This is a genomic window from Micromonospora sp. NPDC049004, assembly GCF_040649315.1.
Taxonomy (GTDB): domain Bacteria; phylum Actinomycetota; class Actinomycetes; order Mycobacteriales; family Micromonosporaceae; genus Micromonospora.
Genome location: NZ_JBEZFG010000004.1, coordinates 585599 through 606881, shown reverse-complemented (window position 1 = coordinate 606881; position 21283 = coordinate 585599). Strand labels below are relative to the sequence as shown.

At 73.1% G+C, this 21283-nt stretch carries 20 protein-coding genes and 3 tRNA genes; 9 read left to right on the top strand and 14 right to left on the bottom strand.

The features are described from left to right. Nucleotides 1–8 precede the first annotated feature (8 nt). A complete protein-coding gene (locus AB0B97_RS16140) occupies nucleotides 9–713 on the top strand; it encodes a DUF3515 family protein (protein WP_357494245.1) in 705 nt (234 codons plus the stop codon). Nucleotides 714–762: 49 nt separating this feature from the next. On the opposite strand, the gene AB0B97_RS16135 is transcribed toward AB0B97_RS16140, so the two are convergent. Together AB0B97_RS16135 and AB0B97_RS16130 are read right to left on the bottom strand one after the other, a co-directional pair. After that, the gene (locus AB0B97_RS16135; RefSeq protein WP_357494243.1) at nucleotides 763–1863 is read right to left on the bottom strand and encodes a D-alanine--D-alanine ligase family protein; all 1101 of its coding nucleotides are present in this window, start codon (nucleotides 1861–1863) and stop codon (nucleotides 763–765) included. 173 nt (nucleotides 1864–2036) lie between these two features. Then, nucleotides 2037–2255, bottom strand: a complete 219-nt coding sequence (locus AB0B97_RS16130; protein WP_234591403.1) for a hypothetical protein — start codon at nucleotides 2253–2255, stop codon at nucleotides 2037–2039. A gap of 273 nt (nucleotides 2256–2528) precedes the next feature. Here AB0B97_RS16130 and AB0B97_RS16125 point away from each other — a divergent pair, with 273 nt between their 5' ends. Continuing rightward, on the top strand, nucleotides 2529–3374 hold the full coding sequence (locus AB0B97_RS16125) for a helix-turn-helix transcriptional regulator (RefSeq protein WP_234591405.1): 846 nt from the start codon (nucleotides 2529–2531) through the stop codon (nucleotides 3372–3374). A 5-nt stretch (nucleotides 3375–3379) separates the two neighbouring features. Then, nucleotides 3380–3580, top strand: a complete 201-nt coding sequence (locus tag AB0B97_RS16120; RefSeq protein WP_234591412.1) for a DUF397 domain-containing protein — start codon at nucleotides 3380–3382, stop codon at nucleotides 3578–3580. A 117-nt stretch (nucleotides 3581–3697) separates the two neighbouring features. On the opposite strand, the gene AB0B97_RS16115 is transcribed toward AB0B97_RS16120, so the two are convergent. The 5 genes from AB0B97_RS16115 to AB0B97_RS16095 form a co-directional block, all read right to left on the bottom strand. Beyond that, a complete protein-coding gene (locus AB0B97_RS16115) occupies nucleotides 3698–4747 on the bottom strand; it encodes an ROK family protein (protein ID WP_357494240.1) in 1050 nt (349 codons plus the stop codon). A gap of 283 nt (nucleotides 4748–5030) precedes the next feature. Then, nucleotides 5031–5819, bottom strand: a complete 789-nt coding sequence (locus tag AB0B97_RS16110; protein WP_357494238.1) for a putative protein N(5)-glutamine methyltransferase — start codon at nucleotides 5817–5819, stop codon at nucleotides 5031–5033. A 146-nt stretch (nucleotides 5820–5965) separates the two neighbouring features. Continuing rightward, entirely contained in the window at nucleotides 5966–7084 is a 1119-nt protein-coding gene (locus AB0B97_RS16105) for a cystathionine gamma-lyase (protein ID WP_357494236.1), read from the bottom strand. A 7-nt stretch (nucleotides 7085–7091) separates the two neighbouring features. Beyond that, complete coding sequence (locus AB0B97_RS16100; RefSeq protein WP_234591408.1) at nucleotides 7092–8099, bottom strand: NAD(P)H-dependent glycerol-3-phosphate dehydrogenase; 1008 nt, start codon at nucleotides 8097–8099, stop codon at nucleotides 7092–7094. Next, nucleotides 8096–8830: a lysophospholipid acyltransferase family protein gene (locus tag AB0B97_RS16095; RefSeq protein WP_357494233.1), complete on the bottom strand. Its 735-nt coding sequence runs from the start codon at nucleotides 8828–8830 to the stop codon at nucleotides 8096–8098. The genes AB0B97_RS16100 and AB0B97_RS16095 overlap by 4 nt, the downstream gene beginning before the upstream one ends. Before the next feature lie 124 nt (nucleotides 8831–8954). On the opposite strand from AB0B97_RS16095, the gene cofC reads away from it, so the two are divergent. From cofC to AB0B97_RS16070, 5 genes are all read left to right on the top strand, one after another. Then, nucleotides 8955–9593 (top strand): 2-phospho-L-lactate guanylyltransferase, encoded by a 639-nt coding sequence (gene cofC / locus AB0B97_RS16090; protein WP_357494231.1) that lies wholly within the window; start codon nucleotides 8955–8957, stop codon nucleotides 9591–9593. 67 nt (nucleotides 9594–9660) lie between these two features. Beyond that, nucleotides 9661–9858: a hypothetical protein gene (locus AB0B97_RS16085; protein WP_007456426.1), complete on the top strand. Its 198-nt coding sequence runs from the start codon at nucleotides 9661–9663 to the stop codon at nucleotides 9856–9858. Between the two features lie 54 nt (nucleotides 9859–9912). After that, on the top strand, nucleotides 9913–12285 hold the full coding sequence (locus tag AB0B97_RS16080; protein WP_234591297.1) for an RNA degradosome polyphosphate kinase: 2373 nt from the start codon (nucleotides 9913–9915) through the stop codon (nucleotides 12283–12285). A 24-nt stretch (nucleotides 12286–12309) separates the two neighbouring features. Further along, on the top strand, nucleotides 12310–13830 hold the full coding sequence (locus tag AB0B97_RS16075; RefSeq protein WP_357494229.1) for a CYTH and CHAD domain-containing protein: 1521 nt from the start codon (nucleotides 12310–12312) through the stop codon (nucleotides 13828–13830). Next, nucleotides 13818–14696: an NUDIX hydrolase gene (locus AB0B97_RS16070; protein WP_357494227.1), complete on the top strand. Its 879-nt coding sequence runs from the start codon at nucleotides 13818–13820 to the stop codon at nucleotides 14694–14696. The genes AB0B97_RS16075 and AB0B97_RS16070 overlap by 13 nt, the downstream gene beginning before the upstream one ends. 132 nt (nucleotides 14697–14828) lie before the next feature. Here AB0B97_RS16070 and AB0B97_RS16065 read toward each other — a convergent pair whose 3' ends face one another. From AB0B97_RS16065 to leuC, 4 genes are all read right to left on the bottom strand, one after another. Beyond that, nucleotides 14829–16838, bottom strand: coding sequence for an endonuclease/exonuclease/phosphatase family protein (locus AB0B97_RS16065; protein ID WP_357494225.1), 2010 nt, complete (start codon nucleotides 16836–16838; stop codon nucleotides 14829–14831). 142 nt (nucleotides 16839–16980) lie between these two features. Continuing rightward, complete coding sequence (locus AB0B97_RS16060) at nucleotides 16981–17631, bottom strand: HU family DNA-binding protein (protein ID WP_234591306.1); 651 nt, start codon at nucleotides 17629–17631, stop codon at nucleotides 16981–16983. Between the two features lie 172 nt (nucleotides 17632–17803). After that, nucleotides 17804–18391: a 3-isopropylmalate dehydratase small subunit gene (leuD, locus tag AB0B97_RS16055; protein ID WP_357494223.1), complete on the bottom strand. Its 588-nt coding sequence runs from the start codon at nucleotides 18389–18391 to the stop codon at nucleotides 17804–17806. 14 nt (nucleotides 18392–18405) lie between these two features. Beyond that, a complete protein-coding gene (gene leuC, locus AB0B97_RS16050; protein WP_357494221.1) occupies nucleotides 18406–19851 on the bottom strand; it encodes a 3-isopropylmalate dehydratase large subunit in 1446 nt (481 codons plus the stop codon). 49 nt (nucleotides 19852–19900) lie between these two features. Here leuC and AB0B97_RS16045 point away from each other — a divergent pair, with 49 nt between their 5' ends. Beyond that, complete coding sequence (locus AB0B97_RS16045; protein ID WP_007456408.1) at nucleotides 19901–20587, top strand: IclR family transcriptional regulator; 687 nt, start codon at nucleotides 19901–19903, stop codon at nucleotides 20585–20587. A 136-nt stretch (nucleotides 20588–20723) separates the two neighbouring features. Here AB0B97_RS16045 and AB0B97_RS16040 read toward each other — a convergent pair. The 3 genes from AB0B97_RS16040 to AB0B97_RS16030 all read right to left on the bottom strand — a co-directional run bounded on the left by AB0B97_RS16040 (nucleotide 20724) and on the right by AB0B97_RS16030 (nucleotide 21245). After that, nucleotides 20724–20796 (bottom strand) — tRNA-Glu (locus AB0B97_RS16040). 170 nt (nucleotides 20797–20966) lie between these two features. Then, nucleotides 20967–21039: transfer RNA gene (locus AB0B97_RS16035), tRNA-Glu, on the bottom strand. 134 nt (nucleotides 21040–21173) lie between these two features. Then, a tRNA-Gln gene (locus AB0B97_RS16030) sits at nucleotides 21174–21245 on the bottom strand. Nucleotides 21246–21283 lie beyond the last annotated feature (38 nt).

Below are 21283 nucleotides of genomic sequence, written 5' to 3'. Positions count from 1 at the left end.
TGGACGAGATGACGACCTCCTCGGCTGCTCTCGACGACGACGGCAAGCCCAAGCCGGCCGACGGAAAGCGCGAGCCGGCCGACGGGACGCCCGAGCCGGCTGACGGTATCCGCGACAGCGCCGAGCAGGGCGCCGACGCGCCGGCCGGCCGGGACCGGACGATCCGGGGCGCCGCCCTGCTGGCCACGTTGATCGCGTTGCCGATCACGCTGCTGGTGGCCGTGCTGGCCTTCGCCAAGCTCGCCCCGGACACGCCCGCCGCCTCGCCGAGCCCCTCGCCGAGCACCGCACGGGCGCAGTCCACCGCCCCGGTCGAGATGGCCGCCCCGGCGCTGGCCGAGCGTCCGGCCACGGTCTGCCGCGCGCTGCTCTCCCAGCTGCCGCAGACCATCCGTGACCTGGCCCAGCGCCCGGTCACTGCGGGTCCGGAGCAGAACGCCGCGTACGGCGACCCCGCGCTCACCGTGGCCTGTGGGGGCGCCGCGCCGACCGTCCCGGCCACCGACGAGGTCTGGACCGTCAACCGGGTCTGCTGGCATCCCGTCGAGGAGACCGACGTGACAGTGCTCACCACTGTCGATCGGGAGACACCGGTCACCGTCCGCATTCCACGCTCGTACGAGCAGCCGCTGCAGTGGGTTTCGCCGATCTCCAGCGCGATCGTGGCGTCGGTGCCCTCGGGCGGGACCATCCCCGCCGGCTGCCAGCGCTGATCCGCTGACGCGCGGCCCGTACGGCGGGCCGCGCGTCGGGGGCGACTGCTCAGTGCAGGCCGACGCCGCGCCGCTGGGCGGTGCGGATCAGCCGGTTGACCAGCTTGGGGTACTCCAGGCCGGAGGCCGCCCACATCCGGGGGAACATCGACGTCGGGGTGAACCCGGGCATCGTGTTGATCTCGTTGAGGTAGACGTCCAGCTCGGGGGTGACGAAGAAGTCGGCCCGGGCCAGGCCGGCGCAGTCCAGCGCGGTGAACGCGCGGACGGCGTACTCCCGCACCTGGCGGGTCACCCGGTCCGGCAGGCCGGCCGGGATGTCGTACTCGCAGGAGTCGTCGAGGTACTTGGCCTCGAAGTCGTAGAAGTCGTGGTCGGCGACGACCCGCACCTCGGCCAGCACGGACGCCTCGGGGACACCGCCCGCCTCGCCCTCCAGCACACCGCACTCGATCTCGCGGCCGACGATCGCGGCCTCGATGATGACCTTCGGGTCGAACTGCCGGGCGGTGGCGACCGCCGCGTCCAGCTCGGCCCAGTCGGTGACGCGCGTGATGCCGAACGACGAGCCGGCGCGCGACGGCTTGACGAAGACCGGCAGGCCGAGCCGCTTCTTGTCCTGCTCGCTGAGCGTCATCCCGTTGCGCAGCACCGCGTACGCGCCGACCGGGATGCCCTCGACAGCGCAGAGCTTCTTGGTGAACTCCTTGTCCATGGCGGCGGCGGAGGCGAACACGTTCGCCCCCACGTAGGGGATGCCGGCCATCTCCAGCATGCCCTGGATGGTGCCGTCCTCGCCGTACGTGCCGTGCAGGACCGGGAAGACCACGTCCACGTCGGCCAGCGCCCGGGGCCCCTCGGTCTGGTCGAGCACCATCAGCCCGTTGCCGGTCGGATCGGCGCGCAGCACGAGGTCCGTCCCGGACTCGGCGGTGATCTCCGGGAGCTGGCGGGCGTTGATGGCGAGCTGGGCGGGGTCGCCGCTGGTCAGCACCCACTGGCCGGCGCGGGTGATGCCCACGGGCACCACCTCGTACTCGTCCGGGTCGAGTGCGGCGAACACGCTGCCGGCGCTGACGCAGGAGATGCCGTGTTCCGGGCTGCGGCCGCCGAAGACGATCGCCACGCGGGTCTTGCCTGGGGTGGTCACTCCGGTCACCTCTTCGTACGCGACTGCGGCTGGTCGTGCTCGCCGGTGGCGCTCACCCGGTTGACCTTACTGTGCGTGGCGATCAGGCGCGGCGATACCCGGCGAGCCCCGAAGCGACACGGCAATCGGTCAACAGAGCATATACGGTGCGTGACGGAATGTTCGGGGCCTGATCAGTCTCCGGCGTGCCGGCGGCCGACCGCGATCACCTTCACCCGCTGCCGCCCGGCCCGCACCATCCCCAGCGCCATGAAGGCGCCCGCGATCCGGTCGGCGGCCTCCCTGCTGCTGGCGCCGACCACCTGGCGGCGACGCTCCGGGGTGACGCGTTCGTTGCGGTCGACGCCCTCGACGGGACGCACGTCGGTGAGCACGACCAGGAAGCGGGTCATCGCCGCCCCTCGCGCTGCGGGGCGAGAGACTTCGGACCGGTGTGCACGTCGTCTCCTTCCGGCGGCTGGAACGGGCGGCACGCGGCGATCGGGTACGGGGGAGAAACCCGATCGCCGCGCGCCCTATCCCCTCCGGTCGCTCACCACCACCGTCGCCACGACAACCGGCGGTGAGGACGCGATGACAGATTGACACGTCTACAGCCATGAATGCAACTCTCATCGGCCATCTCTCATGTACCCGTTCCCATGAATGTGTGCGACCATCGATGCATGGCCCCGAAGACCGCCCGCGCCCGCCGGCTCGGCATCGCCCTACGCCATCACCGGGAAGCCGCCGGGCTGACGCTGGAGACCGCCGCGGATGAAATCAACAGCACCCGCAGCACCCTCTCCCGCTACGAGAACGCCCAGACGCTGATCAGCCCGGCCACGGTGCGCGCCCTGCTCACCTCGTACGGGGTGGGTTCCGAGGAGGTGGCCGCCGCGGTGCAGCTCGCCAAGGACGCCCGCAAACCGGGCTGGTGGGTGTCGTACTCGTACCTGCTCGACCCGCGCACCATCGACTTCATCGCCCTGGAGGCGGAGGCCACCGCCATCGCCAACTTCGAGCCCTCGGTGGTGCCCGGCCTGCTGCAGACCGCCGACTACATCCGCGGCGTGATGCGCGGCGGCCCGCACACCCTCGGCGACGAGCTGGTGGAGCAGCGGGTCAAGATCCGACTCGACCGCCAGGTGCGGCTCACCGCCGACACCCCACCCATCCTCGACGCCATCATCGACGAGGGCGCGCTGCTGCGCCCGGTCGGTGACCAGTCGGTGATGGACGGCCAGCTACGGCACCTCGTCAAGATGGCCGAACTGCCGAACATCACCGTTCAGGTGATCCCGCTCTCCGCCGGTTACCACCGGGGCACCCGGGGCTCGCTGCACATTCTGGAGTTCGCCGACCCGGAGGACCCGATCATCGCGTCGGTGGAGACCGTCGCCGGTCAGATGATCCTCGACCGCGCGGGCGAGACGCGTACCTGCACCAAGATCATGGAGCATCTGCGCAGCGTGGCGCTCAGTCCGGCGGACAGCCGGGCGATGCTCCTGTCAGTCCTGAAGGGACGGTAGGACCGATGACACCGACGATCACAGCGGCGTTGGCCACGGCGGCGTGGCGCAAGAGCAGCCGCAGCGGCGATGAGGGCGCCTGCGTGGAGGTGGCCACGATCCCCCAACTGGTGGCCGTCCGCGACTCCAAGGACCCGGCCGGCCCGGCCCTGCTGTTCCGCCCGGCGGCCTGGGCCGCCTTCGCCCAGGCCCCGCCGCGCCGCTGACCGGAGCGCGACCACCCCGCCCCCGCGCCCCGCTGACCGGGCCCGCACCGCCCGATCAGCGGGGCGCGGACGGGGAGGCTCACGGCGGGCCGGCTCGGCCGACGAACCGGGGACGACTCAGGCGACCAGCGGACGGGGCTCCGGGACCGCGCGCAACGCCTCCAGGGCGGCGATCGCCACACCCCTGGCACCTGCCATGTCGCGATCCGGAACCAGCGCGAACGTGGCCACCGCGGCCTGCTCCTCGCGAAGGACCGTGTGCTCGCGGACCGTCGCCAGGAACCAGTCGCGGAACTCCGGCGCCGCCTCCACCACCCCGCCCCCCACGAAGTACGCGTGGGGATCGGTGAAGTTGGCCGCCACGGTGAACAGCCGGCCCAGCGCCATCGCCTGCTGGGTGAAGAGGTCCCGGGCCATGGCGTCACCCCGCTCGCCGTAGCCCCGCACAAGCTTCGCGGCCCGCGCCGCCGGCTCGGCGGCCAGCGGGTGGTCGGGGTAGCGGGTCAGCCAGTACGGCAGCAGGTTGTTCTCGATGCCGGTCAGCGACGCGACGCTCTCCACGTCGCCGGTGAAGCCGCAGGCGCAGATGGGCTCCGGCTGACCCGGGCCGAGCAGCCCGTTCAGCGGGATGTGCACGTGACCCAGCTCGCCCGCCATGCCGGCGGCGCCGGCGATCACCTTGCCGCTCTCGACCACCCCGCCGCCGAGGCCGGTGCCGACGATCGCCGAGACCGACGATCGCGTCATCGCCTCGTCGCCGAAGTACACGTGGTGGGCGTAGAGCGCTGCCGCGTTGCCGTCGTTGTGGTAGATCACCGGCAGGCCGAGCCGCCGCTGGAGCGCGCCCCGCACGTCGAAACCACGCCAGGCCGGCTGGGAGAAGTTGGTCGAGCCGCGCGACGAGATGACGCCGGTGGCGCTGGCCGGGCCGGGCGTGTCCAGCCCGACGGCCTGGACCAGGTCACGAGAGACGCCGGTCTGCGCCAGAGCCCCGTCCAGCGCCTGGGCGAGCGCTTCGATCGCGGCCTCCGGCCCCTCACGCACCTCGCTCGGGATCTCCAGCAGCCCGTCCACCAGGAACCTGCCATCCACCGTCAGGACTGTGGCGTTGTTGCTGGTGCCGCCGTTGTCCAGGCCGACGACCACCGGCACACCTGCGCTGCCCACCGCAACCGCCTCCCGCCCTCATGAGTGTGAGCCGAGGCTAGTGCCAACCCCGCTCCCCCGCCACGCCCGCCCGCTGAAACTGGGGCTGGGGGTACCAGCCGAGCTCCGGTGACATCGGAGTTCCTGTCCCCGGTGCCCCGGATTGCTGTCGCGCGTCCTTTGCTCTGCTTCACTCCACGCAACACAAATCGGCCGCGAGTGTTGCGCCGGTTGAAGCAGAGCAAAGGACGCGAACAAGGGGGCGGGTCGACCAGGCACTTCCGCCGCAGCGCCGCTGGGCGGATCAGGCTGGGCGGCGGGCGGTTACCGCGGTGGCGTCCCGGTCCTCGTCGTGCCGGACGGTCGGGACCAGCCCGGCCGCGCGGAACGCCGCGCAGAGCGCGTCGGTCTGCGTCTCGCCGGCCTCGACCACCAGATGCCCACCGGGCGCCAGCCAGTGCGCCGCGTCGACGCCCACCCGACGCAGCACGGTGAGCCCGTCCGGCCCTCCGTCGAGCGCCACCGGGGCCTCGTGCAGCCGCGCCTCCGGCGGCATCAGCGCCACCGCCTCGGTCGGCACGTAGGGGGCGTTGGCCACCACCAGGTCGAGCCGCCCCCGCCAGTGCGCCGGCAGCGGCGCGAACAGGTCACCCTCGTACACCTCGGCGGGCAGTCCGGCGAGGTTGCGGCGGGCACACGCCACCGCCGCCGGGTCGATGTCGGCGGCGGCCAACCAGCGGGGCGCGAGCCGGCGGGCCAGCGCGACAGCGGTGGCCCCGGAGCCGCAGCAGAGGTCGACAACTGCCGGCGCCGGGCCGGTCAGCTCGACGGCGGCGTCGACCAGCAGGGCCGTCCGACCGCGCGGCACGAAGACGCCCGCGTCGACGGAGATCCGCAGGCCGCAGAACTCGGCCCAGCCGAGCAGGTACTCCAGCGGCTCGCCCGCCACGCGCCGTGCGGTCAGGTCGGCAAGCGTCGCCGGGGAGTCCGCCGCGGCCAGCAACAGCTCGGCCTCGTCCTCGGCGTAGACGCAGCCGGCGGCGCGCAGCCGGCTCACGAGGGTGGTCCGGTCGGTGGGGAAGGGTGTCACCATCAGAAAGCCTCCGGGAACGCTCGCCGGCGCTCCCGAGGCCGCTAGAGCGGCGTGGACACGGGAGGAAGCGCCGGTCCTACTGGCTGGCGGATCGGTCTCACCTCCTCCGGTCGAGGCCCACACCCGCGGGCCGCGGACACGATAACTCAGGCCGGCCCGGCGGCGTCCAGGGCGGCGGCGATGTCGGCCACCAGATCGGGTGTGTCCTCCACACCGCAGGAAAGCCGGACGAAGCCGGGGGCCGTGTCGTCCCCCCACTGCGCCCGCCGGTCCGCAGTGGTGTGCAGACCGCCGAACGAGGTGGCCGCCGCCACCAGCCGGGCGGCCTCGACGAAGCGGGCCACCCGGTCGGCGTCGCCCAGGTCGAACGAGAGCACCCCGGGCATCCGGCGCATCTGCGCCGAGGCCACCGCGTACGCGGGGTCGTCCGGCAGCCCCGGCCAGCGCAGACCGGTCACGTCCGGCCGGCCCGCCAGCAGGTCGGCGACGGCTGCGGCGTTCGCGCTCTGGCGGGCCAGCCGCAGGTCGAGGGTCGCCAGCGACCGGTGCGCCAACCAGGCGTCGAACGCTCCGGGCACCGAGCCGGTGGCGGTACGCCAGAGCGTCACCGCCTCGATGACCTCGGCGGACCGGCTGGCCAGGTAGCCCAGCAGCAGGTCGGAGTGGCCGGTGAGCGCCTTCGTTCCGGAGGCCACCACCAGGTCGGCGCCGAGGTCCAGCGGGCGCTGCCCGAGCGGGGTGGCAGTGGTGTTGTCGACCGCGAGCAGCGCGCCGGCGGCGTGCGCCCGCTCCGCGAGGGCGGCCACGTCGACCACGTCCAGACCCGGGTTGGCCGGGGTCTCCACCAGCACCAGCCGGACGCCCTCGAAGGACGGGTACGGCCCCACGGTCGGCACGAAGACCACCCGTACGCCGATCGTCTCCAGCACGGCGGTGGCGAACGCCCGGACGGGGAAGTAGCCGTCGGAGGGCAGCATGACGGTGTCCCCGGGGCGCAGCAGGGTGAGCAGCGTCCCGGTGATGGCGGCCTGACCGCTGGCGAAGACCCGGCAGTCGCCGCCCTCCAACTCGCCCACCGCGGCCTCCAACAGCCGCCGGGTCGGGTTGTCGGGGCGGCCGTAGCCGTTCGGCGACGTGCCCTGGCCCTGCCAGGGGTCGAGGTGGTACGGCGCGGCGAAGACCGGGCCCGGCAGGAACGGGTCACCCGGTGCCGGCTCGGGCAGGCCGGCGCGGACGCAGCGGGTGCCGTCTCCCAGTTCGCTCATCGGTTCCTCACTCGTACGACTCGGGCTTGGCGGTCCGGCTCATCAGGGTGTCCACGGCGAGGCGCGGGTCCATCCCCTCGTGGCAGATCCGTTCGACGTGCTCGGTGATCGGCATCTCCACGCCGTGCGCCCGCGCCAGATCACGGATCGCGAGGCAGCTCTTCACGCCCTCGGCGGTCTGCCGGGTCGCTGCCTGGGCCTGCTCCAGCGTCTCGCCCCGGCCCAGGTGCTCGCCGAAGGTGCGGTTGCGGGCCAGCGGGGACGAGCAGGACGCGACGAGGTCGCCCATGCCGGCCAGGCCGGCGAAGGTGATCGGGTCCGCGCCGAGGGCCACGCCCAGGCGGGCCGTCTCGGCCAGCCCTCGGGTCATCAACATGGCCCGGGTGTTGTCGCCGAAGCCCATCGCGGTGGCGATGCCGTACGACAGGGCGATCACGTTCTTGACCGCGCCGCCCAGCTCACAGCCGATCACGTCGTCGTTGGTGTACGGCCGCAGGTACGGCGTCCGGATCGACGACTGCACGAGCACCGTGCGATGGCTGTTCGTCCCGGCGACGACGGTGGCGGCCGGCTGCTCGGCGGCGATCTCGGGGGCGAGGTTCGGGCCGGAGACCACCACCACGCGGTCGGCGGCCACCCCGGCGGTCTCGACGATGACCTCGCTCATCCGCTTGGTGGTGCCGAGTTCGATGCCCTTCATCAGCGACACCAGGGTGGCGTCCGGGTGCAGGTGCCCGGCCCACTCGGCGAGGTTGCCGCGCAGGGTCTGCGAGGGCACGGCCAGGACCACCAGCTCGGCGCCGCTGATCGCCTCGGCGGCGTCGGTGGTGGCGGTGACCCGGGCCGGCAGCAGCAGGTCCGGCAGGTACTCCGGGTTGCGACGCTCGGCGCGGATGCTCTCGGCCACGGGGGCGCGGCGGGCCCACACGGTCACGTCCCGACCCGCGTCGGCCAGGATCTTGGCGAAGGCGGTGCCCCAGGAGCCGGCGCCCAGCACCGCGACGTGGCCGCTCATGCCGCTTCACCCTGCGGGCGCTCGACGGACGGTCGGGCCGGCCGTTCCCACAGCGGGGGCGGGGTGCCACCACGGATCTCGACGAGCATGTCCCGCAGCCGCAGCATGATGGCGTCCGTCATCTCCTCGAGAGTGGCCCGGGTCGGCGGGGCGCCCGCCCAGCGGCTCAGGTCGATCGGCTTGCCGGCCACCACCGTCACCGGGATCCGGGGGCGTGGGTTGAGCCGGCTGGTTCGCGGGTCGAAGATCCGCTCCGGGCCCCACATCACCAGCGGCACCACGGGGGCGCCGGTGGCCAGCGCCAGCCGGGCGGCACCGGTCTTGGCCTTCATCGGCCACAGGTCCGGCTGTCGGGTGGTGGTGCCCTCCGGGTAGATCACCACCGCGCCGCCCTCGTCGAGCGCGGCTACCGACCGGTCCAGCGAGCGGACCGCGTCCACGCTGCCGCGCTCGACCGGGATCTGCCGACAGCGGTGCAGAATCCAGCCGATCACCGGCACCCGGAACACGCTGGCCTTGCCCAGGTACTGCGGCCACCGCCCGGAGTCGTAGATGAAGTGCGCGGAAACCAACGGGTCGGCGTGCGAGATGTGGTTGGCGACAATGATCATTCCGCCGTCCTTGGCGAGGTGCTCCTGGCCGCGCCAGGTCCGCCGGGTCCAGACGATCATCACCGGCTTCACCAGCCCCACGGCGAACCGTTGCCAGAACCCCAGCCTCCGCCGTGCCACTGTGCCTCCTCGTCCCGCCCCGACCCGCCGCGAGCCCACCGCGACACCCGCAGCGGAAATCATGCCTGCTCGCCCCCGGTACGGCCAGCGAGGGTCCCGTCGTCCGGCTGGCAGGATTGCGGACGTGAGTCAGCCGAGGTGGGCCGTAGTGGTGCCGGTGAAGCGTCTGGCAGCGGCCAAGAGCCGGCTGCGGGGCGCGCTGCCCGGCGTACCGCATGAGGAGCTGGCGCTGGCGCTGGCGGCCGACACGCTCCGCGCGGTGCTGGCCTGCCCGGCGGTCGTCGAGGCTCTGGTGGTGACCGACGACACCCGGGTGGTGGCCGCGGCGCGCGCCGCCGGGGCGGGGACGGTGCCCGACGTGCCGGACGCCGGCCTGAACGCCGCGTTCCGGCACGGCGCGGCACAGATCTCCGGGCGGTGGGTGGCCGGGCTGACCGCCGATCTGCCGGCGCTGCGCCCGGCCGAGCTGGCCGACGCGCTGCTCGCGGCCCAGCGCGACACCGAGGGGGTACGCCGGTTCGTCGCGGACGCCCCCGGCGGTGGGACGGTGCTGCTCGCCGCGCCGCCGGGCGTCGACCTCGACCCACGGTTCGGCGTCGGCTCGGCGGCGGCGCACGCGGCGAGTGGGGCGCTGCCGCTCACCGGCGACTGGCCCAGCCTGCGGCGGGACGTGGACACCGCCGACGACCTGGCCGTCGCCGCCGGGCTGGGGCTGGGACCGCGCACCGCGGCGCTGCTCGCCGCCGGCTGCCCGACACGCTGAACAAGCTGCCTTGAGCCGGCGGGCCGGCGCGCTGAACAAGCCGATCCGACCGGTGTACGGTGCCAGCATGCAGGGCACGGTGGCCAGTTACGACGCGGCGACGCGCAGCGGTGTCCTGCTGCTCGACGACGGCACCGAGCTGCGCTTTCCCGCCCGGGCGTTCGACGCCTCCGGCCTGCGGTTGCTCCGGCTCGGCCAGCGGGTGCGCATCGACACCGATCCCGACGGCGAGGTCGTCCGGGTGACATTGCCGACGATGAACTGAGCTGGCGAGGCCAAGTTCATTTTGCGTTAACTCGAATCGGGTGATTATGAGCGGGTGAGCACCCCTCGCGAGCATCCGGTCACCCCTTCAGCCACCGACCCCCGCAACGGCGCCCGCATTCGCGGCACCGACGGCCGTTTCCGCCCGTCCCGGGCCGAACGGGCCGGCGCCGCCCGTGCCGACACGCTCGCCGACGACCCGGGCGCCGCCTCCTCCGGGCTCGACGAGGTCATCGAACCCGGCGTGCCGCCCACGGAGACGGACGGCCCGGCGGCCGGGGCAGCCCTGCCCGGTCCCTCCGGCAGCCTCTCCACGGGCCTCTCCACGGGCGGTGAGGGGGACGAGGAGCCACCGGCCGCTCCCCCGCTGCCGGAGGACCGCTTCCTCAACCGGGAGCTGTCCTGGCTCGACTTCAACGCGCGGGTGCTCACCCTCGCCGAGGACCAGCGCACCCCCCTGCTGGAACGGGCCAAGTTCCTCGCGATCTTCGCCAGCAACCTCGACGAGTTCTACATGGTGCGGATCGCCGGCCTGAAGCGGCGGCTCTCCGCCGGCCTGCCGGTGCGGGGCGGGGACCGGCTGCCCCTGCGTACGCAGCTGGAGCTGATCGCCGAACGGACCGCCGAGCTGGTCGCCAGGCACGCCGCCTGCTTCGTCGACGACGTCCTGCCCCGGCTGGCCGACGAGGGCATCCGCATACTGCGCTGGGGTGACCTGGGCGACCCCGAACGGGAGCGGCTGCGCACCTACTTCCGGGAGCACATCTTCCCGGTGCTCACCCCGCTCGCGGTGGACCCGGCGCACCCGTTCCCGTACATCTCCGGGCGCTCCTTGAACCTGGCGGTGGCGGTCCGGGACCCGGACGGCGGGTCCGAGCTGTTCGCGCGGGTGAAGGTGCCCAACAACGTCCCGCGCTTCGTGCGGGTCGACCGGGACCAGCCGGGCGTGCGGATGCTGCCGGTGGAGGACCTGATCTCGGTGCACCTGGGTCAGCTGTTCAGCGGGATGCAGGTGGTCGAGTGCCACCTGTTCCGGGTCACCCGCAACGCCGAGGTGGAGGTCGACGAGGACCGCGACGAGGACCTGCTCCAGGCCCTCGAACGGGAGCTGGCCCGCCGCCGGTTCGGCCCGCCGGTCCGCCTGGAGGTCGCCGCGTCGATCTCCGACCACATGTTGGAGCTGCTCGTCCGCGAGCTGGACATGGACGACCAGGACGTGCTGCGGGTGCCCGGCCTGCTGGACCTGTCCGCGCTGTGGCAGGTGTACGGCGAGGCCGACCGGCCGGACCTCAAGGACCCGCCGTTCGTGCCGGCAACGCATCCCCGGCTCGCCGAGGGCGAGGTGCCGCGCAGCGTCTTCTCCACCCTGCGCGACGGGGACATCCTGGTGCACCACCCGTACCACTCGTTCGCCACCAGCGTGCAGCGCTTCATCGAACAGGCCGCCGCCGACCCCAACGTGCTGGCCATCAAGCAGACCCTCTACCGCACCAGCGGCGACTCGCCGATCGTGGACGCGCTCGTCGACGCGGCCGCCGCCGGCAAGCAGGTGGTGGTGCTGGTCGAGGTGAAGGCCCGCTTCGACGAGGTGGCCAACATCGGCTGGGCCCGCACCCTGGAACGCGCCGGCTGCCACGTGGTGTACGGCCTGGTGGGGCTCAAGACGCACTGCAAGACCGCCCTGGTGGTCCGGCAGGAGGGCAACCAGATCCGCCGGTACTGCCACATCGGCACCGGCAACTACCACCCGAAGACCGCCCGCCTGTACGAGGACTTCGGCATGCTCACCGCCGACCCGGAGATCGGGGCGGACCTCACCGACCTGTTCAACGTGCTCACCGGCTACAGCAGGCAGACCGCGTACCGGCGGCTGCTGGTCGCCCCGCAGGGGATCCGCAGTGGCCTCATCGAACGCATCGAGCGGGAGATCGCGCACGTCCGGTTGGGCATGCCCGGCCTGGTCCAGTTCAAGGTCAACTCGCTGGTCGACGAGGGCGTGACCGACGCGCTGTACCGGGCGTCCCAGGCCGGCGTCCACGTCGACCTGCTCATCCGGGGCATGTGCACGCTGCGTCCGGGGGTGCCGGGGCTGTCGGAGAACATCCGGGTCCGCTCGATCCTCGGCCGGTTCCTGGAGCACTCCCGGGTCTTCCGCTTCGGCAACAACGGCGAGGCCGAGTTCTGGATGGGCTCGGCGGACCTGATGCACCGCAACCTGGACCGGCGGGTGGAGGCGCTGGTGCAGGTGAGCGATCCGGTCGCCCGCGCCGAGCTGGACCACGTGCTCACCGCCGCGATGAGCCCGGACGTGGACGCGTTCGAGCTGGCCGGCGACGGCACCTGGACACGGCGTGCCGGCGGCGACGACACGGCCCGGGTGCATCTGCAGGAACTGCTGCTGCGCCGCGTCGGTGGCACGGCCGGCTGACCGATCGCGGCATAGGCTGAGCTGATGGTCGAGGAGGAGCAGAAGTACGAGGTGGACGACACCTTCGTGCTGCCGGACCTGTCCGCCACGTCCCCGGCCGGCGGCCGGGTCCGGGAGCTGCCGCCGGTGACGCTTGTCGCCCGCTACCTCGACACTGTCGACCTGCGGCTGGCCCGCGCCGGGGCGTCGCTGCGGCACCGCGAGGGTGACGAGCTGCCGTGGACGGTGAAGCTGCCCACCGGCACGCCCGGCGTCCGGCACGAGATCTCCCGCCCCGGGCCGGTCGCGCAGCCGCCGCCGGAGCTGGTCGAGCTGGTCACCGTCCTGCACCGGGGCGCGTCGCTCGCGCCGGTGACTGTGGTACGCACCGTCCGGCACGCCCACGAGGTGTGCGACAGGGCCGGCACGGTGCTCGCCGAGGTGGTGGACGACCGGGTGACGGTCCTCGACGACGCCGGCGCCACCACCGGCGCGTTCCGTGAGGTGGAGGTGGAGCGCAAGGCCGGCGACCGCAAGCTGCTGGAACGGATCGGCGAGGTGCTGCGCGAGGCCGGGGCCCGGGCCGGGTCGTTCACCCCCAAGCACGTACGGGCGTTGGGGTCGGTGGCGCAGGCCGAACCGGACCTGGTCTCCCCGGGCGGGCTGACGGCCGACCCGACCGCCGGCGAGGTGGTCACCGAGGCTGTCCGCAAGGAGGTGGGCCGGCTGTTGGCGCACGACCCGCTGGTGCGGCTGCGCACCACCACCGACGGCGGCGACAGCGCCGTACACCAGTTGCGGGTGGCCTGCCGACGGCTGCGCAGCGACCTGCGGACCTTCCGGCCGCTGGTGCGGCGCAGCTGGGCGCGGCCCCTGCGCGACGAGTTGCGCTGGCTCGCCGGGGTGCTCGGCGCGGCGCGCGACGCCGAGGTGCTGCGCGACCGACTGCGGCGCACCGCGACCGCCGACCCGCTCAGCCCGCTCGACACGGGCGCGGTGGACCGGCTGGACGAGGCGCTCGCACAGCGGCAGCGGCAGGCGCTGGCCGCCATCGACGAGGCGCTGCGCTCGCCGCGTTACCTGGCCCTGGTGGACGCCCTGGTGCTGGCCGCCCGCGCGCCCCGGCTCACCCGACGGGCCGCCACCCCGGCGGCGCGCACGCTACCGAAGCTGGTCGCCCGCCCGTGGCGGCAGCTCACCGGCCCCGACGGCGTCGACGGGCTCGACCCCCTCGCGCCCGACGACCGCTGGCACGCCGTTCGCAAGGAGGGCAAGCAGGCCCGCTACGCGGTCACCGCAGTGGTCCCGGCCGTCGGCAGGGACGCGCGGCGGCTGGCCCGCGCGTTGGCCGGCGTCCAGGATGTGCTCGGCGAACACCAGGACGCCGCGGTGGCCGCCGAGACCTGGCTCGCCCTCGCCGCCGACCGACCGGGCGACCACGAACTGGCGGTCACCGCCGGACGGCTGGCCGAGCGGGAACGCGACACGGTCCGCCTGATGCGGGCCCGATTCCCCGCCGCGTGGCACCGGGCCACGCGGCGACGGCGGACCAGATGGTTGCCGTGACGGGCATCCGGGCTGCCGGCGGGGTCTGCTGGCGACCGACCGCCGACGGCGTACGGGTCTGCGTCGTGCACCGCCCGCGCTACGGGGACTGGACGCTGCCCAAGGGCAAGCTCGAACCGGGCGAGCATCCACTGCTCGCGGCGGTCCGGGAGGTCGCCGAGGAGGCCGACGTGCGGGGCGTACCGCAGGTGCGGCTGCCGTCGGTGCGCTACCGCAGCGAGGGGCAGGCCAAGCTGGTCGACTACTGGTCGATGCTCGCGGTCGCCGAGGGCGGTTTCCAGCCGGGCACCGAGGTCGACGACATCCGGTGGCTGGCCGTGGACGACGCGATCCACCTCGTCAGCTACCCGCACGACACCGAGGTGCTGGCGGCGTTCGCCGCGCTGCCGCCGGTGACCGCGACGATCGCGCTGGTCCGGCACGGGCACGCCGGCAAGCGCGCCACGTGGACCGGCCCGGACACCGCCCGCCCGCTCGACGCCGAGGGATGGGCCCAGGCGTACGCGCTTGCGGCGCTGATCGCCGTGGTGCGGCCGGCCCGGCTCCTGTCGGCCTCGCCGCGCCGCTGCGTGCAGACCCTGGATCCGGCGGCCGGGCTGCTCGACCTGCCCATCGAGGTCTGCGGCGACCTGGACGAGCCCCAGCCGGGCCAGCAACAGGACGAGCGGGTGCTGGCCACCGCCGCCCAACTGCTCGAGCTGGGCTGCGCCGGTGGGCAGGTGGCGGTGTGCAGCCAGGGCAAGGTGCTGCCGGGCGCGTTGGAGCAGCTGACCGGCCGCGCCGACGAGGACTTCACCACCCCGAAGGGCGGCGGTTGGCTGCTCGCCTTCAGCGGCGAGCGGCTGGTCGCCGCCGACCGTCTGTAGGCCCGCCCGGCGCTTCGGCGGTTGATCCGCCGCGGATCGCCGGCGTGGCGGTGGCCGGCCAGCCAGCCAGCCTCCGCAACGGAGCGCCGACGTGGCGGTGGCCGGCCAGCCAGCGGCGATCCCGGCGCGGGGTCAGCGGGGCGGCAGGGTGAGGGTCACCGCCACCGGCAGGTGGTCGCTCGCCTCGCCGCGCGGCGCGACCGGGTCCGTCGCCGTCAGGCCGGGCGAGACGAAGACGTGGTCGATCTGCTGGCGCGGATCGTCGGCGGGGCTGGTCGCCAGCGGACGGGCGACCGCCAACGCGTCGACCAGCCCGGCCGCGGTGAACTGCTCGAACGCCTCATCGCCCGGCTCGGTGTTCAGGTCGCCGGCCACCACGAGGGGCCGGCCGGCCGCGTACCCGGTGGCGAAGTCGGCCACCGCGCGAGCCTGTGCCACCGGGCCCGCGTCCGGTGGCGGTTGCAGGTGGGTGCTCACCACAGCGGCCTGGACACCGTCGCCGAGGTCCAGGGTGACGGCCAGAGCCTGCGCTCCGGTGGGTGCGCCGAGGGCCGGCAAGGGCCGGGACCGTGGGTCGGTGACCGGCCAGCGGCTGAGCACCGCGTCACCCCAGACCGGGTCGGCGGCCGGCCCGAACACGTACGGCATGCCGAGCCGGTCGGACAGCAGGTCCAGCGTGTCGTGGCCGCCGTTGAGCAGCCAGCCCCGGTCCACCTCGCTGAGCAGCACCACATCGGGCCGCTGCCGGTCGATCGCCGCGGTCAGGGCGGCCAGGTCGAACCGGCCGTCCAGCCCGAAGCCCATCCGGATGTTGTACGCCACCACTGTCAACCGCTCCGGCGGACCCTCCCGGTTGCTCGCCACCGCCACCTCGTCGGCGACGAGCGGCGCGAGCAGAGCCAGCGCGGCGACCCCGCCAGCGGTCCGCAGCGGCGGAAGCGGGCCGGGACGCCGGTCGCCGGACGGACGGGCCGCCAGGGCCACTGCGGCGACCACGCCGGCCACCACCACCGGCACCGCCGCGTTCGGGTAGCCCAGGTCGTAGGCGGAGTAGTAACCCACCGCACCCAGCACGAAGAGCAGCATGCCGGCGGCTACCGCGTACCCCCGACGGGCCGCCGACCGGCGGGTGTCGTCCGTGCCCGTCGCGCCCTCGGCACCGGCACCGGCGACGTCGGCCGCGGCGTCGGCGCGACCCTGAGCGTCGGCACCGGCCGCAACGTCGGCGTCGTCGGCGCGACGTGCAGCGTCGGCGCCGGCCGCGGCGTCGGCGCGGCCCGGCGCGTCGGTGAGCGCGAGGCAGGCGCCGAGTCCGAGGGCGGTGAGCAGCATGGCCGCGACGAGCAGGTCGCCACGGTCGAGGGCGAAGAGCACCACGCCAGCCAGCAGGGCCGCCGGCCCGAGCGCTCGACCCCGACCCCGGGTCGGGCCCGCCAGCGCGGCCAGCAGGAACCCGGCGACCGCCACCGGCACCGGCGCCAGGCCGAACAGCGGTGAGCGAGCGACGTCGCCACCCGCGACCAGGTACGACATCCCGGCCTGGGCCAGGGCCGGCGCGAGGGCCACCATGCCGGCCAGCAGCAGCACCGGCCCGGCCAGCAGCCACGACCGGGCGCCACCGGGGCCGGGCGGCGCGGCGGGCAGCGTCGTACCGAGCAGGAACAGCACCACCGCGACGGCGCTGAGCAGCCACGCCACCCAGCCGCCCCGCCAGACGAGATCGTAGGTGTCCAGCAGCGCGTGGACGGCGGCGTTGACCGCCAACCCCAGGGCCAGTCCCGGCACCGGACGGTCGGTGCCACCGGCGACACCCACCAACCAGACCAGACCGGCGAACAGACCGGCGGTGGCCAACCAGAGCTGCGGACGGCCGCCGGGGGCGCTGGTGAGCGCGAGCCGGGCCACGGCCAGCAGCACGGCGGCGACGACGGTGACGCGGCGGGCGCCCACCCGCCGGACCAGCGCCGGCACGGCCATCGCCAGCACGAACCAGCCGAGCGCGAACGCGCCCATCACCTCGGCCGGGGTGGACGCGGCCTGCCCGAAGATGGTGATGATGCCGGGCAGCCAGACGCGCAGCACGTCGATGAGCAGAACGACGCCCAGCGCGAGCGATCCGGTGGTGAGCTGGCGGTAACGCACCGGCGCCCCATTTCGTCGGCGGACCGGTCCTGAAGGGGGGCCGGCACGGCGATTCTGCGCGTACGGTCCGGCCGGGTCAACGGTCCGGGTACGCGCAAAGGGCGCCCACCGAGAGGTGGACGCCCTTTGGGCGGACAGTCGGTCAGCGCTTGCTGGCCGTCTTCTTGGCCGGAGCCTTCTTCGCCGGCGCCTTCTTGGCCGCCGTGCTCTTGCTCGCCGCCGCGGTGGTCTTCTTCGCCGTGGCGGACTTGGTCGCCGCGGTGGTCTTCTTCGCCGTGGCGGTCTTCTTGCTGGCGGCCGTCTTGGTCGCCGTGGTGGTCTTGCTCGCCTTGGCCGGGGCGGTCTTCTTGCTTGCCGCCTTGGTGGCAGCGGTGGTGGTGGTCTTGCTCGCCTTGGCCGGGGCGGTCTTCTTACTGGCCGCCTTGGTGGCGGTGGCCTTGGTGCCCGCCGCCTTGGTGCCGGCGGTCTTGGCCGTGGTGGTGGCGGTCTTCTTCGCCGCCACCGTGGCCTTCGGCACCTTGCCGCTGGCCACCATCTCCTTGAACCCGGCGCCGGGGCGGAAGGTCGGGACGGACGTCTTCTTGACCTTCACCGCCTCGCCGGTACGCGGGTTGCGCGCTGTTCGTGCGCCACGTACACGCTTTTCGAATGCTCCGAATCCGGTGATCGCCACCTTCTCGCCCTTGGTGACTGCCGCCTGGACCTCAGTGAGGACCGCGTCGAGCGCGGCCGTCGCCGTCTTCCGGTCCCCCAGGCGAACAGCGAGCGCCTCGATGAGCTCGGCCTTGTTCACGACTTCCTCCCGATTGTGCAACTGACTCGACGCGAGCCATTCTGCGCGCACCGTATGCCCTGTGCTGCCTGGACACAAACATTCGGTGGAAAAAAGCCCTTGTGTCGTAACGGATTCACCCCCACCGGTTGGACCGGTGGGGGCGAAATCCGCTGTGCGAGTGGGCGTACGGCTATGCCACCGAGGGCAGGAACGGCAGTCGGGACGCCTCGTAGGAGGCGATGTCATCGGCGTGCCGGAGGGTGAGTCCAATGTCGTCCAGACCCTCCAACAGCCTCCACCGGCTGAAGTCGTCAAGCGGGAACGACCAGGTCGCGTCCCCGGCCCGGAGCTGTCGGGCGGTCAGGTCGACGGTCACCGGAGTGGTTGGTTCGGCCTCGACGAGATCCCACAACTCCTCGATGGCTTTCAATTCCAACTCGACCGGCAGCAGGCCCTCCTTGAGTGCGTTGCCGCGGAAGATGTCACCGAAGCGCGGAGCCACCACGGCGCGGAAGCCCCAGTCCCGCAGCGCCCAGACGGCGTGCTCCCGGGACGAGCCGGTGCCGAACTCCGGACCGGCGATGAGGATCGACGCACCAGAATAGGATTCATCGTTGAGAACGAATGCCGGGTCTTCCCGCCAGGCGCTGAACAGCCCGTCGGCGAAGCCGGTGCGGGTCACCCTCTTGAGGTACACGGCGGGGATGATCTGATCCGTGTCCACGTTGGACCGGCGCAGCGGTACGGCGGTGCCGGTGTGGGTGGTGAACTTGTCCATCTCGTCGGTCCCTTCTACAGGTCGGCGGGGGCGGCCAGCCGCCCGACCACGGCGGTGGCGGCGGCGACCGGCGGGGAGACCAGGTGGGTACGGCCGCCCCGGCCCTGCCGGCCCTCGAAGTTGCGGTTGGAGGTGGACGCGGAGCGCTCACCGGGCTTGAGCGTGTCGGGGTTCATGCCCAGGCACATCGAGCAGCCGGCGAACCGCCACTCGGCGCCGGCGTCGGCGAAGACCTTGTCCAGCCCCTCGGCCTCGGCGGCCTCCCGGACGGCGGCGGAGCCGGGCACCACGAGCATCCGGACGGAGTCGGCCACCTTGTGGCCGCGCAGCACGTCGGCGGCGGCCCGCAGGTCCTCCAGGCGGCCGTTCGTGCAGGAACCCACGAAGACCACGTCGATCGGCAGCTCCCGCAGCGGGGTGCCGGGGCGCAGATCCATGTACTCCAGCGCGCGACGGGCGGCGGCGCGCTCGGAGTCGGTGACGAACTCCTCCGGGTCGGGCACCGGCGCGCTCAGCGGTGCGCCCTGCCCGGGGTTGGTGCCCCACGTGACGAACGGCGTGATCCGGCTGGCGTCCAGGGTGACCTCGGCGTCGAAGCGCGCGCCCTCGTCGGTGGGCAGCGTCCGCCACCACGCCAGCGCCGCGTCCCAGTCCGCGCCCTGCGGCGCGTTCGGCCGACCCTTGAGGTACGCGAAGGTCGTCTCGTCCGGCGCGATCATGCCGGCCTTGGCGCCCCACTCGATCGACATGTTGGCGATGGTCATCCGCCCCTCCATGGAGAGGGCCTGGATGGCCGCGCCGCGGTACTCGACGATGTGCCCGCGCCCACCACCGGTGCCGACCTGGGCGATCAGGGCGAGCACCAGGTCCTTCGCGGTGACGCCGGGGGCGAGCTGGCCGGTGACGTTGACGGCCATGGTCTTCGGCCGGCTCTGCGGGAGCGTCTGGGTGGCCAGCACGTGCTCCACCTCGCTGGTGCCGATGCCGAAGGCGAGCGCGCCGAACGCACCGTGGGTGGCGGTGTGCGAGTCGCCGCACACGATCGTCATGCCGGGCTGGGTGACCCCGAGCTGCGGGCCGATGACGTGCACGATGCCCTGGTTCTCGTCGCCGAGCGGGTGCAGCCGCACGCCGAACTCGGCGCAGTTGCGGCGCAGCGTCTCGATCTGCGTACGCGAGGTCGGATCCGCGATGGTGAGCAGGTCACCGCGGCGGAGCCGGAACGCCGGATCGGCGTACCCGGTCGGGGTGTTGTGGTCCTCGGTCGCGAGGGTCAGGTCGGTACGACGCACCCGGCGCCCGGCGAGCCGCAGCCCGTCGAACGCCTGCGGGCTGGTCACCTCGTGCAGCAGGTGCAGGTCGATGAAGAGCAGGTCCGGCTCACCAGCGGCGGACCGTACGACGTGCGCGTCCCAGACCTTCTCGGCCAGGGTCCTCGGCTCAGGAGTGACTCCCACCATCTGGACATCCTAAATTCTGGGAGGTAAGTTTCGGCTTGTGGGACACAGTATGAGCGGTGTCGGCGTTCTCGACAAGGCGGTGGTCATCCTGGCCGCCTGTGTCGACGGCGCCAGCCTTGCCGAACTCGTTGAACGCACGAAGCTGCCCCGGGCCACCGCGCACCGGCTGGCACAGGCACTGGAGATCCATCGGATGCTGGTCCGGGACACCCAGGGCCGTTGGCGCCCCGGGCCTCGGCTCGGCGAGCTGGCCAACGCCGCCCCGGATGTCCTGCTGACCGCCGCCGAGCCCCTACTCGCCGCGCTACGCGACGCCACCGGTGAGAGCGCCCAGCTCTACCTGCGCCGCGCCGACGAGCGGATCTGCGTGGCCGCCGCGGAGCGCGCCAGCGGCCTGCGGGACACCGTCCCGGTCGGCTCGGTGCTGCCGATGACCGCCGGTTCGGCGGCCCAGATCCTGCTCGCCTGGGAGCCTCCGGAGGCCGTGATGCCACTGCTGCCGCGCAGCAAGTTCACCGGCCGCACCCTTGCCGAGGTCCGCCGCCGTGGCTGGGCGCAGAGCGTGGCCGAACGGGAGGCCGGTGTGGCGAGCGTCTCCGCCCCGATCCGCGACCGCACCGGCCGCGTGATCGCCTCGGTCAGCATCTCCGGCCCGATCGAACGCCTGGGCCGCCGCCCCGGCGAACGCCACGCCATGGCGGTCGTCAGAGCCGGCCAACGCCTCTCGGGCCTTTAACCTTGCCCCCATCCCGTTGATCATGAAGTTATTGCCCGGACACGCCGCGGCGGAGGGCAGTAACTTCATGATCAACAGCGAGACCCAGGGGTACGGAAAAGGCTCACCTCGCGGGGCGAGGTGAGCCTTTGGTTTGTAGCCCCGACCGGATTCGAACCGGCGCTACCGCCTTGAGAGGGCGGCGTCCTGGGCCGCTAGACGACGGGGCCAGAACTTCCTGTTCACCGCCCTCGCAGGCGGTGCCGCTGTAGTCTAGCGGCACCGTCCGTCGGGGCGAGCGTGGGGTCTGGGCGCCGTGGACGGCCGTGCGCACCAACGAAACAAGCTGCACCAACGAAACAACCCGCCCCACCGAGGTGGGACGGGTTGTGCACAGATGTAGCCCCGACCGGATTCGAACCGGCGCTACCGCCTTGAGAGGGCGGCGTCCTGGGCCGCTAGACGACGGGGCCAGAACCACTTTCGCTCCCCCACCCTTGCGGGCGGAGGAGCTGCACTCTACCAGAGGCCACCCTCCGCCCCTCGCGGGGCGGAGGAGAACTCCGTCAGAATCCAGCGTCCGGGATTCTCGCGAATCCCAGCTGCGCTGGGGTACCAGGACTCGAACCTAGACTAACTGAACCAGAATCAGTCGGGCTGCCAATTACCCCATACCCCATTGGCCCCTTGCGGCGCCGGGAGTGAACATTACCCTCC